Here is a 15002-nt window from a genome sequence, read left to right on the forward strand (position 1 = left end):
GGTGCTACAGCTAAAGCCGTATGTTCCCCTGTTAAGAACAGGTATTGCAGAGGTTGATGCTTACCGGTCTTTATATCCCGATATTAAAGATCGAACTTTCCCAATCTTTCTTGCTAGGCCATGGCCAAACGCAAGTCATTTGCAGTTAACAGTCAAACGCATCAAAGAGGCGGTCGGTGATCAGCCGTTCGGTCTCAGCCTTGATGCTGATAGACACGGCTTTGATAATTCACGTGCAGCACAGAGAGAGTTTGATGCTCTTTTTAATGAAAGTAGAGGGTTTCAGGCTTACTATAACTTTGTTGGGGATATAGGGGGAGCAGTACCTGTTCTGCAATCAACAAGATCCCCTGACATATTGCTTCATCAGTTAGGAAATGCAGAGCGTCTAGATAGGGGTTTAATAGTCCATCAGCGTCGAGGTGCAACTATTCCGCTGTCTGACATTTTAATTGATATGCCTCCTTTGCCCCATGATACACTCTTCGTCGTGGATGCAGGTTGGTCACGCAATTACATTGATCTGGAATCTTGGGCACTTCCTGTGTTGGAAAGAATTGTGAATGCCCTGCCGGAAGCGGAAATCGTCGTTATGTCGAGTTCCTTTCCCGATAGCTTCTCCCATATCATTGGGGATGCCGAAGAGACTGGGTCAGAGAGGCGTTTATATTCTGCGCTAACGCAGAGATTTCAGCAGACTGATCTGACTTATGGGGATTGGGGAAGTACTAGGCCCACCCTAGGCGGCGGCGGTGGGGCAATCCCCTCGCGTATAGACATTCCTTCCACCCACACTTGGCATATTTTTAGGGCCGATCCTGATCTTGATCCGGGCTTCCCGGAAGTCGCATGGATTGCGCACCACCACGAATGCTTTAATTTAGTTCCCGATTGTTGGGGTAAGGAAACTGTCGCGATAACTGACGATCAGGGCGCCGGTGTAACTGGTCGCCAAGTCGCTGCGGCTGCTCGCATCAACATGCATATGACAATCCAGTCAGGCGGATCTAGCATTCTACCAACCGATGAAGTGCCATATCAGGATTGATAATCACTCCGCTGCCACGGCTTCCAACCCCAACAACGGCGCCAAATACCGTCCGGTAAAGCTCCGGGCGTTCTTCGCCACCTTTTCCGGGGTGCCTTCGGCGACCACTTCGCCGCCTTTGACGCCGCCTTCCGGTCCCATGTCGATGATCCAGTCGGCGGTCTTGATGACATCCAGATTATGTTCGATCACGACCACGCTGTTGCCTTGTTCGACCAGGGCGTGGAGGACTTCGAGCAGTTTGCGGACATCCTCGAAATGGAGGCCGGTGGTGGGTTCGTCCAATATGTAGAGGGTCTGGCCGGTGGCGCGGCGCGAGAGTTCCTTGGCGAGTTTGACGCGCTGGGCTTCGCCGCCGGAGAGGGTGGTGGCCTGCTGGCCGACCTTGACATAGCCGAGGCCCACTTCGGCCAGCATCGCCATCTTGTCGCGGATGGGTGGGACGGCCTTGAAGAATTCCACCGCGTCCTCGACCGTCATGTCGAGCACGTCGGCGATGCTGTGGCCCTTGAACTTCACCTCCAGCGTCTCGCGATTGTAGCGGGCGCCGTGGCAGACGTCGCAGGTGACGTAGACGTCGGGGAGGAAGTGCATCTCGATCTTGAGCACGCCGTCGCCCTGGCAGGCTTCGCAGCGGCCGCCCTTCACGTTGAAGCTGAAGCGGCCGGGCTTGTAGCCGCGCGCCTGGGCTTCGGGGAGGCCGGCGAACCAGTCGCGGATGTTGGTGAAGGCGCCTGTGTAGGTCGCCGGGTTGGAGCGGGGGGTGCGGCCGATGGGCGACTGGTCGATGTCGATCACCTTGTCGCAATGTTCGAGGCCCGTGATCCTGTCGTGCGGCCCGGCGACGATGCGGGCGCCGTTGAGGGCGCGGGCTGACGCTGCGTAGAGGGTGTCGATGGTGAAGCTGGACTTGCCTGAGCCGGAGACGCCGGTGATGCAGGTGAAGGTGCCGAGCGGGATCGACGCGGTGACGCCTTGCAGATTGTTGGCGCGGGCGTTGTGGACGGTGAGTTTCTTGCCCGTGCCCTTGCGGCGTCGGGTGGGGACTTCGATGCGGCGGGTGCCGTTCAGATAATCGGCGGTCAGGCTGTCCTTGTGGGCGAGCAGTTCGTTGAGGTTGCCTTGCGCGACGATGGTGCCGCCGTGGACGCCCGCGCCCGGTCCCATGTCGACGATATAGTCGGCGGTGCGGATCGCGTCCTCATCATGTTCCACGACGATGACGGTGTTGCCGAGGTCGCGCAGGCGTTTCAGGGTGATGAGCAGGCGGTCATTGTCGCGCTGGTGCAGGCCGATGGACGGTTCATCGAGGACGTAGAGGACGCCGGAGAGGCCGCTGCCGATCTGGCTGGCGAGGCGGATGCGCTGGGACTCGCCGCCGGACAGCGTGCCGCTGGTGCGGTCCAGGTTCAGATAGTCGAGGCCGACATTGTTGAGGAAGCCGAGGCGCTCCACGATTTCCTTGAGGATGGCCTTGGCGATCTGGTTCTGCTGATCGTTGAGGTGGGTGGGGAGGGTCTGGAAGAAGCGCAGGGCGTCGACCACGGAGCGGCGGGTGGAGAGGGAGATGTCCTCCCCCGCGATCTTGACGGCGCGGGCTTCGGGTTTGAGGCGGGCGCCGTCGCAGGTCTCGCACGGCATGGCGGTTTGATATTTGCCCAGTTCCTCCCGCATCCAGGCGGATTCGGTCTGGAGCAGGCGGCGGTTGAGGTTGCCGATCACGCCTTCGAAGGGTTTCTTTACCTCGTAGCTTTTCTTGCCGTCGACGAAGCGGAGGGTGACGGGTTTGCCCGCGGTGCCGTGGAGGATGATGATCTTCACCTCCGGCGGGAGGTCGGCCCAGGGGGTTTCCAGGGAGAAGCCGAATTCTTTCGCGAGAGACCCAAGGACTTGCATATAATAGGGGCTGGGCGGGTTGGATTTGGCCCAGGGGACGACGGCGCCCTTCTTGAGGCTGAGGGCTTCGTTGGGGACGACCAGTTCGGGGTCGAACAACTGACGTTCGCCCAGCCCGTCGCAGGCGGGGCAGGCGCCCTGCGGGGCGTTGAAGGAGAAGAGGCGGGGTTCGATTTCGGGGATGGTGAAGCCGCTGACAGGGCAGGCGAATTTTTCGGAGAAGACGATGCGGTTTTCGGGGATGCCTGCGCCCTTGAGGGTGGCTTCGCGTTTGGGGCTCCCCCTCTCCCCAGCCCTCCCCCCCTGGGGGGAGGGAGTCAGGGCTGCGACCGTGGTGTCGGCGAGGTCGACATAGGCGAGGCCGTCGGCGAGTTTCAGGGCTTGTTCGAAGCTGTCGGCGAGGCGGGTGGACATGTCTTGGGTGACGGCCAGGCGGTCGACCACGACTTCGATGTCATGCTTGTATTTCTTGTCGAGGGCGGGGGCGTCCTCGATGGCGTAGAGTTCGCCGTCGATGCGGACGCGGGTGAAGCCGGCCTTCTGCCATTCCGCCAGTTCCTTGCGATACTCGCCCTTGCGGCCGCGCACCACGGGGGCGAGGAGGTAGAAGCGGGTGCCTTCGGGGAGCAGCATCACGCGGTCGACCATCTGGCTGACGGTCTGGGCGCTGATGGGGAGGCCGGTGGCCGGGCTGTAGGGAATGCCGACGCGCGCCCAGAGGAGGCGCATATAGTCGTAGATTTCCGTGACCGTGGCGACCGTGGAGCGGGGGTTGCGGCTGGTCGTCTTCTGCTCGATGGAGATGGCGGGGGAGAGGCCCTCTATATGCTCCACGTCGGGCTTCTGCATCATCTCCAGGAACTGGCGGGCGTAGGCGGAGAGGGACTCCACATAGCGGCGCTGACCCTCCGCATAGATGGTGTCGAAGGCGAGGCTGGACTTGCCGGAGCCGGACAGGCCCGTGATCACGATCAGGCTGTCGCGGGGGAGGTCTACGTCGACGCCCTTGAGGTTGTGCTCGCGGGCGCCGCGGACGGAAATTTGCGTGAGACTCATGGGGGCGTGTTGTTCCAGATTTGTTCTTCGGGGGCAAGGCTTCGTGGCGGGGAAGATAGGGTGTGTGCGACGAAAGGAAAAGGCGGCGCTTTTCTCCGCAGGGCCGCTGGGGTAGGGGCTGGGGGATGAGCGGGATTTCGGTTCGGATGCGGTGCGGGGCGCTGGCCGCCGCGGTGGCGCTGGCGGGCTGCGGCGGGGGCGTGAAGTTCCGGCCGGTGAGCGATGTGCCGGTGCGGGTGGGGAAGCCCTATAGCGTGCGGGGGGTGACTTATGTGCCTGCCGCCGATCCGGCTTATGACTATCTGGGCTATGCAAGCTGGTATGGGCATGAGAGCGGGAACCGGACGGCCAATGGGGAGCGGTTCGTCCCCAGGGCGGTGACGGCGGCGCATACGACCCTGCCCTTGCCGAGCTATGTCGAGGTGACGTCGCTGGAGACGGGGCGGACGATATTGGTGCGGGTGAACGATCGCGGGCCTTTTTCCGGGCGGGGGCGGATCATCGACCTGTCGCGGGGGGCGGCGGAGCAATTGGGGATCAGGGCCGCGGGCCATGCGCCGGTCAGGGTGCGGGTGGTGGAGCCGCCGGAGAAGGACCGCAGGAAGCTGCGCGAGGGGAAGGAGGCGCCGGAGCGGCCTGTTGTCGATGCGCGGACGCTGGCCAATTTGCGGGCGCAGCTTGTGGGACAAGGGCGGTGATGTCGTTCGTGGATGAATGGCGTCGGTTCGTCCCTGGCGGATGCTGCCGGGCGCGGCGGGACGGCGGATCATCGAATGGGGAAAACGGCCGTTGGGCGACGGCGCTATGATGCGGGACGTCATGGCGGCGACCTGATAAAATGCGGCCGGTGCGAGGCCCCCTCGCTGACGATATTGGAAAGAGATCCCGGAGAGCCCGACAGCTTCCTGGATGCACCCCCGGCCATTCCCTTGCGCCGGGGGTGCTTTCTTATGGGCCTTTCCGGTGGCTGTTCGTCATTTTCCGTTACGGAATATTTGTTTTCTTGACGTAAAATTGACGTTCGTCCGGGCTGGACTGCATTTGGTCGATAGGGGCGTCGTTGGCCGAGCGGGATGGGCGCCGGTCGAATGCGGGAAGCGATGTTTTTGCGGTGGGCGTAAAGCTCAGGCTGCGAAGACGGAAGCGATGATCTTATTTCTTTAGGCCGCTCTTCTCTTCGCTGGAGGTCCGCTGCGAGCGGACAGAGATGGTTGAGGAGATATTGCCATGATCGCCGCGAAAATGATCGCTGTTGCCGCTTTGCTGGGTGTCGCCGGTACGGCTTCCGCCGAGGAATTCGAATCCAACGGCAAGACTGCCGAGGTCCGTTATCACGACCTGGATCTGTCGAGCGTGAAGGGCCAGAGGGCGTTGAAAGGGCGCATCTGGCGGGCCGCGTGGAAAGTCTGCGAGCATGGCGCGACATCGGCCGAGATCAAGAAGTGCCAGTCGGTTGCCGCTGCCCATGTGCGCGGTTCGGTGGAACTGGCGATCGCCAAGGCGGGCAGTGGCGCGCGTTTTGCCGATAAGGGCAAGGAGAAGCCGGTCGTTGCAGGGAACTGAGGTTCCTTGGCTGATGCTTGAGAAAGGCCCGGTGGATGCCGGGCCTTTTTTGTTGGGCCGGAGTGTTGGGGGCAGGCATTGCGCATTTCCCCTCCACCATGCTTCGCATGGTCCCCCTCCCCATCTTCGATGGGGAGGATTTTGTTAGCGGCCGGTCAGGGCGCGGGCGTTGGCCAGGTAGGTGCGGCCGATGCGGATTTCGGTGCCGTCGGCCAGGCAGGCGGACCAGACGCCGCTGCCGTCGTGGCGCAGGCGGGCGATATGGTCGCGGCGCACGATGTGGGAGCGGTGCAGGCGGACGAATTGCTGCGGGTCCAGCCGGCTTTCCAATGAGCTGATCGTCTGGTGCAGAAGGTAGCTGCCGGCCCCCACATGCAGCCGCATATAGTCGCGTTCCGCCTCGATCCGGTCGATCTGGACGGCGCCGATGCGGATCAGTTCGGAGCGGTGGGGGACCCAGAATTCCTGGGCCCATTCGGGTTCGTCCTCCGCGCTGGTGGCGGGGGAGGGGGCGGCGCGGTTGCCCAGCGCCTGTTCGACCCGGTCGATGGCGCGGGAAAGGCGTTCATGGGCGACCGGTTTCAGCAGATAGTCCACGGCGGCGAGGTCGAAGGCCTCCACCGCGAAACCCTCGAACGCGGTGACGAAGATCACGGCGGGGCGGATGCCCATGCGCGAGGCGGCCCGCGCCACGCCGATGCCGTCGAGCAGGGGCATGGCGATGTCGAGCATCACCAGGTCCGGTTCCAGCCCCTCGATCAGGCGCAGCGCCGCTTCCCCGTCGCTGGCGGTGCCGGCCAGGGCGATGCGCGGTTCGCGGGCGCAGAGCATCTGGAGGCGTTCGACGGCCAAAGGTTCATCGTCGACGATCAGCGTCCGGATGGTCATGCTTCAACCTTTCGCAAACTGTGCCGGGAATATGGGGGATTTCGTTCGGGAAGGCTCCGCACGTCCTAGCTCCGGCGGATGATGGGGAGGGTCAGGTTTACCGCGAAGCCGCCGCCGGGGCGTGGGCCATAGTCGATCCGGCCCTGTTCGCCGAAGCGGGCGATCAGCCGGTCGCGCACATTGGCGAGGCCGATGCCGCTGCCTGCGTCGGCTTCGCCCGGCGGCTGGTCGCCATTGTCGGTGACGCTGATGTGGAGCATGCCCTGCTCTTCGCGCGCGGCGATGGCGATGGTGACGGGGGTGGACGTGCGCGACACGCCATATTTGATCGCGTTTTCGACCAGCGGTTGCAGGATCAGGCCGGGGACGCAGGCGCTCAGCAGCCCGTCCGGAATGTGGATGCTGGTCGAAAGGCGGTCGGGGAAGCGGACCGCCTCAATATCCAGATAGAGTTTCTGGAGATGCACCTCCTCCTCCAGCGAGACATCCTCCAGCGGGTCGCCGGTCAGGCTGGTGCGGTAGAAGTTGGAGAGGGAGAGGATCATCTGTTCCGCCTCGTCCCGCCGGTCCTTCATGACCAGGGAGGAGAGGGAGTTCAGCGTGTTGAACAGGAAATGCGGGTTCACCTGATAGCGCAGGGAGCGCAGTTCGGCCTGTTGGGCGGCGCGTTCCAGCCGGTCGGCGCGGCGTTCGACGCGATGCGCTTCGCTGGCGTAGGAAAGGGCGAGGTACAGCCCGGCCCAGGCGGAAAGGAAGAAATAGCGGCTGATCGCGTCCTCCACGATCTGCATCAGGGCGAAACCCTGTTCGCTGGCATATTTGCGATAATCGGGATCGGGGAAGAGCGATGCCGGGTCGTAGATGTTGAAGACGTAGAAATTGGCGGCCGCCATCGCCAGCGCGAAAGGCGCGGCCAGGGTGAAGGCGGCGACGATGCGCGTGATCAGCGGCTGGCGGTCGAAGCGGCGCAGGCAGAGATAGAGAATCCAGGTGACGACGATGCCGATCACCGACACCACGGCGCGGCGGGCGGCCATGGCCCCCTGCGCCTCGAACCCCATGACGGAGGCGCGCAGCGTCACCAGCACCGCGTAGAAGAACCAGAAACCCAGGATCGAATAAAGTGCGACCGCCGGCGGCACGCCCGGCTCGCCGTCTTCGTTTTTCATGCTCATGGCAAAAGTCTAGGCCAAGGCGGGGGCGCTGTCGCCCCTTGGCGGTGAAGCTGGTCGAAGGGTTCCATGCGTTGGTCGATCAGGGGAACCGGCGTCTGCCGCCATCCGTTGATCGATGAGGCGCCTTTGCGGCGCCGGAGAGGAGCGCATGATGAACGACAAGACGGATATTCGCCCCAACAGCCGCGAGGAGGCGGGGGACAATCGCCCGACCGATGCGCAGGACCATGCCGTGACCCAGGAAGAGAAGCTGGACGAGGGGTTGAAGGACAGCATGGATGCGTCCGATCCGCCCTCCGCGACCGCGCCGGGGGATCATGGCGATCCGGTGCCGTCTTCCGGCTTTCCGGAGGGGGAGCGTAGGAAGGATGAGTGACGGGCGGCTGAAGCGCGCCGCGATCAATGAGACGCGGGACGCGCGCGCCAGTTTTCTGTTTTCGCATCGTTTTGCGCGAAACCGGTTCCCACTTTTGCGCACGATGCTCTAGCGATAGACGGGCTTTGGAATCATGATATGATCGGGTTGGAAGGCGGCGGCGACGCGGCCTTCCGCAGGTGAGAGGAGCCAATTCATATGCCGACTTCCGCCACTTCCGCGGTCGAACGCATCGCCCGCGTGCTGGCCGGTCGTCAGCTCAGCCTGAACGGCGGGGGCGACGATCCGCATGCGGCGAGCGCAGTCGATGCCAGTTGGCAGGACCATGTCGAGGATGCCTATGCGATCCTGCACACGCTGCGCGAACCCGATGCGCAAATGGCGCAGGCGGGCGACGTGGCGGTGTGGCGCAGCATGATCGGCGCGGTGCTGGAGCGCCGGATCGGGTAGCCGCCCGTTCCGAAGGGGCGCACGGACTCGATCCAGGGCGAGGAAGGCGGCACTGTTCCGAACCGTGGATTGGCGTCCTGAACCCCGGCGTGGCATAAGCGGCGGATGAGTGGTCCGGTGCTGAAGATAAAGATACAGATTTATTGCGGCGAGGAGATCGCCATGGGACCGGGCAAGGCCGACCTGCTGGACGCGATTGCCGGCGAGGGGTCGATCTCCGCCGCCGGGCGCAAGTTGCGGATGAGCTATCGGCGGTGCTGGATGCTGGTGGACGTGATGAATCGCTGCTGGGCTGAGCCGCTGGTCGCGACATCGAACGAGGGTGCGCGGCTGACCGACTATGGCGCGGGGATATTGGCGCGCTATCGGGCGATGCAGGCGGCGGTGGCGGGGGTGGCCGACGCCGCCCACTGGCCCGATCTGGCGGCGGAAGTGCGGCTGGGGCCGCTGCCGGTGCGGAGGGATGGCGGTTGATCGCCTGGCCGCTCGATTGGGCGCATTCATAAAAATTACATGTTGCGCCGCACAAAGAAAAATGATTCCCTATGCTTGTCGGCAGAACCGGCGCTTAATCTTGCGGTAACCATAGGGGGCGCATGTTCTGCTTACGACTTGAAGTCGGAGGGCAAGAGCATGGGCACGAGTGCAAGACCAGCGGACGGGGCCATCACCCTGGCGGAATTGCGTGAATTCGCCAGTTTCCCGGCTGCTACGCAGCGTTATATCCGAAGATCGCTGGATATCGGCCTCCACCGGCGCGACGCCATGAAGCTGTGGTCGCGCGACATGGTGGAGGAAGCCAGCATCCGGGCGCAGGCGCGAATCTACGGGCGGCTGGAGGAGATCAAGGCGCGCGTGCCGGATGACAGCGGCCTGGACCAGATGGAGCCGTTCATGGCGCCGCTGGTGACGATTTCGGCCTTCGACCTGGGGCAGGACCGGCTGTGCAGCTTTTCGGCCTATCGCTTCCTGTACGAGCGGTTGCTGGGGGCGGGGGCGCGGCCATGGTTGCCGGGCGCCTTCTGCGCGGCGGCCAGCCTGCCGCATCTGCATCCGGAAAAGCGCCGGGCGCTGCTCCAGTCGATCAGCGAAGCGGCGGCGACGGCTGTGGGCTGGTCGAACCGGGAGCCGACCTTCTATCCCGAATGGGTCGAGAAGGTGGATCTGAGCAAGGCTAACTGAGCCTTTCCGCAGGGCGCCCGTCCGGGGGGAGGGGCGTGACGGAGGCGGGGGCGATGGCGCGCCGCGGTGCAAGCCGCTGCGCCGTGGTCCTTTTTTCCCCTGTTCGCGAACGGCATGTCCTTGGCGGGTGGAATTAATAATAACTGCTTGATCCACATCTATATTATCGCAATCGACTTCCACCGGCTTCTATGACCTATTGCCACGGCAGGCGTCAGCCTGCGTGCGACCCACCTTGAGCCCCGCCCTTCCTTCGTGGGGCGGGGCTGCTTTCTTCCTCCTTTCAACGGGTCAGCGGCGCGCTTCGAAAATGGAGCTGCGGCGCGGTTGACGGGGCGTGACGGGCGATGCCAGTTCCCGTGTCAGCATGGCCAGCATCCAGGCGCGGTGACGGACGAGGAATTCCGCGAATCCGTCCGGCGTGGCGGGGTCGAATGTCGGCACCTGCCAGTCCGAGGCGCTTTCCTGATAGGGGATGACCGACTGGCCGAGTCCATCCTCCGGCAGGTCGACATGGTTGCCGATATAGGCATTGCGCCTGAACCGGATCGCTTCGGCGGGGGAGAAGCCGGCCTTGATCAGATAGTCGGGGCCGTCGCGGCCATTTTCGCTGCCATAGCGGGCCGTGCCCGCCACCTTGAAGATATTATGCTGGAAACGGACGTCGCGGGCCCAGCCCTGCCATTCGGTCGCGACGATCATCTGGACGTCCATCGCCCTGCCCACATGGATGACGTTCCTTTCGATCAGCGCGTCCGACACGTTGCCGGAAAGCTGGAAGATGCGCGTGCCGTCATTGCGGCTGACGTTGAAGCGGGCGACCGTGCCGCGATTGCCCAGATTGTCCTTGTCATTGCGCCGGGGCGAGCAGATCAGCAGGAAGCCGCCCGCATTGTCGTGGCTGTAATTGTAGAGGAAGGTGGTTCGCCGCGAATTATAGTCGGAATCGAAACCCTGGCCGTCATAGCGGGTGCGGGTATAGGCGGCCTCATTGAGCTGGATCAGGCTGTTGTCCGTGCTCCATTGCCAGATGCCCGCATTATAGCCGGGTGCGCGGCTGCCCGCATGGCGGACGATATTATGTTCGATCAGCGCGCCGTCGGTGCCGCGGGGGACGATGCCGTCGCCGCCGATATCCTCCAGATAATTGTCGCGGATGACGACCTTTTCACTGGGGAACCAGTCCAGGAACGACACCCGGTCGCTGATCCCGGCGATGCCCGACCGGTCGACGCGCCAGACGATGTTGCGCTCTATCGCGAGATCGCGGAAGCGGGTGGCGACTTTCCGTCCGGTCGCGCTGAAGACGATGCCGCCATTGTCCTTGCGCTCGTTGGTTCCCCGGACATGGTGGACATAATTGTCGCTGATGCGGATGCCCCGCGTCACGCCCCGGTTTTCGGCCCGCACCAATATGCCGGTGCGCGGCGACGGGGTGGGGGCGTCGTTGGTGACCTCCAGCCCGCCGACCGCGACATATTCCGCATCGATCACGCCCACCGCATATTCGGATACGCCGCCCGCATCGATGCGGGGGCGAGCGCCGGCGCCGGTCGCGGCGATGGTGATGGGCGCGCCGGGCTTGCCCGACCGGGTGATCGTCAGCGGTTCCCTCCACACCGATCCCGCCGCCAGCAGGATCTGGTCGCCGGGCTGAAGCGGCCAGCCGTTGATGCGCGCCAGCGTTCGCCACGGCTGGTCCCGCGCCGTTCCGCTGGCGCTGTCATTGCCGAGGTTGGAATCGACATAATAGGTTTCGGCATGGGCGGCCGCGATCAGGCCTGGCGAAAGAAGGAGGAACGCCCAAAGATACTTGCGCACGTGACGGTCTTTCGCAGCGATAGGGTCTGGACGTCAGCCTGATATGCGACGGCTGAACGGTGCGTTAAGATGGACGTCCGCCGCGCGGTGGAGATTGGGACGGGGCGATGCATCGAAAGGACAAAGGGATGATATGTCCTTGAATTGTCATCTTGCGGCCCTAGATTGGGTTGGTCGCTCTTCCCCCCTTGGAGTGACACTCCCTGAACCTTGGCCCCGTCGTTGAGCTTGCTCCGGCGGGGTTTCTTTTTCAGGCGCGCCGGTAGCGGAAGTACCACACCATAGGCACCAAACTCCTTTAAAATATTGATAAATTAAGACATTTTATTCGACTCCATGAAGGCCCGCGAGCAGAAGTAATCACCGGGTAATCACTGATTTTCTGACCAAATCGCGGAGTCGACGATGGGGCGAGGGCCCGCCGCTCCTTCTGCTGCATGGCGGGCATGGGTCGTGGCTGCACTGGGTCAGGAACATCCGCGCGCTGGCGACCAGCCGCCTTGTGATCGTGCCGGACATGCCCAGTTTCGCCATGTCACCCATGTCGTTCATGCCACAATCGGCTGCGGAGATCGCTGCGCCGCTGGTACAGGCGATATCCGACAGTTCTATGCCGATAACACGCGATATCGTCGGCTTTTCATTCGGCGGGTTGGTGGGTGCGGAACTGGCGGCCTGCCTGCCGTGCCGGGTGGAGCGATTAGTGATAGTGGGCAGCGGTGGCCTGGCAACGCCGCGGCATCATTGTGCCCTGCGTCCTGTAAAGCGGGGCGAGAACGACATGCCTGCCCATCGCCACAATCTGCTTGCCTTGATGCTGCACCGGCCAGGCAGCGTCGATGCGCTGGCCCTTCATGTTCAGGCCTTGAACGTCGGTCTGAACCGCCTGCCCGTGATGGCAAACAGACCGCGCATCGCCCCGATGATCTTGCCCGACCATCTGCTTCGCGCGCTGGCGCGGACCGATGTTCCGGTCGATGCGATCTGGGGCGAACATGATCGCCCCCATCCCGATCCGCAGGCGCAGTTCGCCGCATTGCGGGCGGTTCGCCCGTCCGCGCGGCTACGCATCGTGAAGAATGCGGGACACTGGTGCTGTTTCGAGGAGCACGAGGCATTCAACCGGCACTGCTTCGACCTTCTCGACCAACGATAGAGCGCCCGATGGGAAGATTGATTTGTCGTTCCACGCTGTTAGAGAGCGTCCATGATATCCATTTTCCCGCTGACCGGCATTCCAGAAATTTCGCCCCGATCAAACCTGACCGCTGCTCTTGCCAGTTCCCTCGAGCGCACCGGCGAATTGCCCCTGCAAGTCGGCGACGTCATCGTCGTTACCCAGAAGATCGTGTCGAAAGCGCAAGGGCGTTTTGTCGATCTTGACACGGTGATCCCGAGCGCGCGGGCTCTGGAACTGGCGAAAGTGACCAAAAAGGAGCCCCGTCTTGTCGAAATGGTGCTGCGGGAGAGCGCACATGTCGTTCGCGCGGCCCCTCATGTGCTCATTACGCGACATCGTCTGGGGCATGTCATGGCGAATGCGGGTATCGACCGGTCCAACATCGGGTCGGGATCGGGCGACCAGATATTGCTTCTGCCTGAAGATCCCGAACAGGCGGCCGGCGATTTGCGGCAGGGGCTTGGCGAGCGCCTTGGCGTTGCGCCGGCGGTCGTGATATCGGACAGCTTCGGTCGGCCATGGCGCCATGGCGTCGTCGGCGTCGCGATCGGTGCAGCGGGCCTGCCCTCGTTGATCGACAGGCGGGGCGAACTGGACCGCGACGGCCGGATATTGGAGGTCACGCAAATCGCGCTGGCCGACCAGATCGCCACGGCCGCCGCCCTGGCGACAGGTGAAGGCGCAGAGGGCATACCGGCCGTATTGATCCGTGGCGTCGCCTTTCCGACCGGCGATATGCCAGCATCGGCCCAGATCCGACCCATGGAGGAGGATCTGTTTCGATGACCGACAAGATCGTCGTGCTGACCGGCGGGGTTGGCGGCGCGAAATTCGTGCGCGGCCTGACCGCCGTGCTGCCGCCGGAAAATATTACCGCGATCGTCAATACGGCCGATGATTTCGAGCATTTGGGTCTGCGTATTTCACCGGACATCGATTCGCTGGTCTACGCACTGGCCGACCAGTCCAATCCCGAACTGGGCTGGGGTCGAAAGGGTGAAAGCTGGGCCTTCATGGATGCGCTCAAGGGAATGGGTGGCCCGGATTGGTTTCTGCTGGGTGATCTCGACCTTGCGATGCATGTGCTGCGCACCCATGGCCTGAACGCGGGGGGGACACTGGCGGATATGACCGCGCGGCTGGCGGGGGCGCTTGGTGTCGGCGCAACGATATTGCCGATGAGCAATGATCCGGTCGCGACCTTTCTGGACACGGACGAGGGCGAATTGCCGTTTCAGCGGTATTTCGTGGAGCGCCGCTGCCAACCCGTAGTTCATCAGGTCCGCTTCGAGGGTGCCGCCCATGCCTCCGCCCTGCCTGCGGCAATCGAGGCTATCTGTGATCCGGCAACGAGCGCGATCATGATCGCCCCATCCAATCCCTGGCTCAGCGTCGATCCTTTGTTGTCTGTTCCCGGCATGCGAGAGGCGCTGCGATCGGCATCTGCCCCGATCGTCGCGATATCGCCCATCGTTGGCGGACAGGCGGTCAAGGGGCCGACGACCAAATTGATGGCGGAACTGGGGCTGTCGATCTCCAACGAGACGATCGCCGACCATTATGCCGATTTCCTGGATGCAATGCTGGTGGATGTGCGCGACGGTATGCCGATAGTGTCGGTCGCCTGTGCCATGGCCAATACGTTGATGCAGTCGCTCGAAGACCGGGCACGTGTGGCTCGCGCGGCGCTCGATCTGGCGGCGGGGCTCGACCGTTGACGTGAAGACCTGGGTGGTCATCCCGATCAAGGGTGTAGCCCGCGCCAAGACCCGCCTCTCCGCTGTGCTGAGTCAGGAGCGCAGGGCGAGGCTGGTCGCGACTATGTTGGCGACGGTGGTGGACGCCGTGCGCGGCGCGGCGCCGGATGCGGTTGTCACACTGGTGGGGCCGTCACGTCACGGCATCGACCCTGCGATAGCCCTTCTGCCCGATGGGCAGAGCGGACTGAACATGGCGCTGGCCATCGGCAGAGATGCCGCGCTGGCCGATGGCGCCGAACGTATCCTGTTCCTGCCGGCCGATCTGGCGCGGATAGGGAGCAACGACGTTCGTGCATTGCTGGCGACGGCGCCGTCCCGTGCGGTGATCGCGCCCGATCATGCCTTGACCGGCACCAACGCGCTGCTGCTGCCCGCAGCATTGGCGGTGGACTTCGTCCTGCAATATGGAGAGGACAGCTTTGCCGCCCATAGTCGGGAGGCGGCGCGTCTGGGCACGGCGTTGACGGTCGTGACGCGGCCTGGATTGCAACTCGACATCGATACGCCCGAAGACCTGATCCTGCTTGAACGGCCCGGCCAACAGGAACCCCAGCTGTAACAGCCGGGGTCCGCTCGCCATGTGCAGAAGATCAGTCCGCTTGCGCCG

15 protein-coding genes are annotated in these 15002 nt (G+C 63.4%); 11 read left to right on the forward strand and 4 right to left on the reverse strand.

Translation table 11 applies throughout. The features are described 5' to 3' along the window. The first annotated feature begins 1 nt into the window (after nucleotide 1). Nucleotides 2-1048 carry a beta family protein gene (locus NUH86_RS00980; RefSeq protein WP_267250841.1) on the forward strand — a complete coding sequence of 349 codons (1047 nt, stop codon included), beginning with the start codon at nucleotides 2-4 and terminating at the stop codon, nucleotides 1046-1048. Between the two features lie 3 nt (nucleotides 1049-1051). Here NUH86_RS00980 and uvrA read toward each other — a convergent pair whose 3' ends face one another. Continuing rightward, nucleotides 1052-4000 carry an excinuclease ABC subunit UvrA gene (gene uvrA, locus NUH86_RS00985; protein WP_267250842.1) on the reverse strand — a complete coding sequence of 983 codons (2949 nt, stop codon included), beginning with the start codon at nucleotides 3998-4000 and terminating at the stop codon, nucleotides 1052-1054. Between the two features lie 125 nt (nucleotides 4001-4125). Between uvrA and NUH86_RS00990 the strand changes: the two genes are divergently transcribed. Beyond that, nucleotides 4126-4698, forward strand: a complete 573-nt coding sequence (locus NUH86_RS00990; RefSeq protein ID WP_267250843.1) for a septal ring lytic transglycosylase RlpA family protein — start codon at nucleotides 4126-4128, stop codon at nucleotides 4696-4698. A gap of 529 nt (nucleotides 4699-5227) precedes the next feature. After that, nucleotides 5228-5563, forward strand: a complete 336-nt coding sequence (locus NUH86_RS00995; protein WP_267250844.1) for a UrcA family protein — start codon at nucleotides 5228-5230, stop codon at nucleotides 5561-5563. Nucleotides 5564-5707: 144 nt separating this feature from the next. On the opposite strand, the gene NUH86_RS01000 is transcribed toward NUH86_RS00995, so the two are convergent. Continuing rightward, a complete protein-coding gene (locus tag NUH86_RS01000) occupies nucleotides 5708-6451 on the reverse strand; it encodes a LytR/AlgR family response regulator transcription factor (protein WP_267250846.1) in 744 nt (247 codons plus the stop codon). 65 nt (nucleotides 6452-6516) lie between these two features. Next, entirely contained in the window at nucleotides 6517-7626 is a 1110-nt protein-coding gene (locus tag NUH86_RS01005) for a sensor histidine kinase (RefSeq protein ID WP_267250847.1), read from the reverse strand. Nucleotides 7627-7774: 148 nt separating this feature from the next. Here NUH86_RS01005 and NUH86_RS01010 point away from each other — a divergent pair, with 148 nt between their 5' ends. The 4 genes from NUH86_RS01010 (at nucleotide 7775) to NUH86_RS01025 (ending at nucleotide 9634) form a co-directional block, all read left to right on the forward strand. Beyond that, complete coding sequence (locus NUH86_RS01010) at nucleotides 7775-8002, forward strand: hypothetical protein (RefSeq protein WP_267250848.1); 228 nt, start codon at nucleotides 7775-7777, stop codon at nucleotides 8000-8002. 198 nt (nucleotides 8003-8200) lie between these two features. After that, nucleotides 8201-8452 carry a hypothetical protein gene (locus tag NUH86_RS01015; protein WP_267250849.1) on the forward strand — a complete coding sequence of 84 codons (252 nt, stop codon included), beginning with the start codon at nucleotides 8201-8203 and terminating at the stop codon, nucleotides 8450-8452. Nucleotides 8453-8557: 105 nt separating this feature from the next. Then, on the forward strand, nucleotides 8558-8926 hold the full coding sequence (locus tag NUH86_RS01020) for a winged helix-turn-helix domain-containing protein (protein ID WP_267250850.1): 369 nt from the start codon (nucleotides 8558-8560) through the stop codon (nucleotides 8924-8926). Nucleotides 8927-9085: 159 nt separating this feature from the next. Continuing rightward, the gene (locus NUH86_RS01025; protein WP_176596128.1) at nucleotides 9086-9634 is read left to right on the forward strand and encodes a hypothetical protein; all 549 of its coding nucleotides are present in this window, start codon (nucleotides 9086-9088) and stop codon (nucleotides 9632-9634) included. A gap of 291 nt (nucleotides 9635-9925) precedes the next feature. On the opposite strand, the gene NUH86_RS01030 is transcribed toward NUH86_RS01025, so the two are convergent. Then, the gene (locus NUH86_RS01030; RefSeq protein ID WP_267250851.1) at nucleotides 9926-11455 is read right to left on the reverse strand and encodes a right-handed parallel beta-helix repeat-containing protein; all 1530 of its coding nucleotides are present in this window, start codon (nucleotides 11453-11455) and stop codon (nucleotides 9926-9928) included. 430 nt (nucleotides 11456-11885) lie between these two features. Between NUH86_RS01030 and NUH86_RS01035 the strand changes: the two genes are divergently transcribed. The 4 genes from NUH86_RS01035 to cofC are packed head-to-tail and all read left to right on the forward strand — an operon-like array spanning nucleotide 11886 to nucleotide 14954. After that, a complete protein-coding gene (locus NUH86_RS01035; protein ID WP_267252194.1) occupies nucleotides 11886-12611 on the forward strand; it encodes an alpha/beta fold hydrolase in 726 nt (241 codons plus the stop codon). Nucleotides 12612-12662: 51 nt separating this feature from the next. Continuing rightward, a complete protein-coding gene (cofE, locus tag NUH86_RS01040) occupies nucleotides 12663-13421 on the forward strand; it encodes a coenzyme F420-0:L-glutamate ligase (RefSeq protein WP_267250852.1) in 759 nt (252 codons plus the stop codon). Next, entirely contained in the window at nucleotides 13418-14353 is a 936-nt protein-coding gene (cofD, locus tag NUH86_RS01045; RefSeq protein ID WP_267250853.1) for a 2-phospho-L-lactate transferase, read from the forward strand. Before cofE ends, cofD begins: the two co-directional genes overlap by 4 nt. A gap of 1 nt (nucleotide 14354) precedes the next feature. Next, entirely contained in the window at nucleotides 14355-14954 is a 600-nt protein-coding gene (gene cofC / locus NUH86_RS01050) for a 2-phospho-L-lactate guanylyltransferase (RefSeq protein WP_267250854.1), read from the forward strand. Nucleotides 14955-15002: the final 48 nt, after the last annotated feature.

Source organism: Sphingobium sp. JS3065, from assembly GCF_026427355.1.
Lineage (GTDB): Bacteria > Pseudomonadota > Alphaproteobacteria > Sphingomonadales > Sphingomonadaceae > Sphingobium.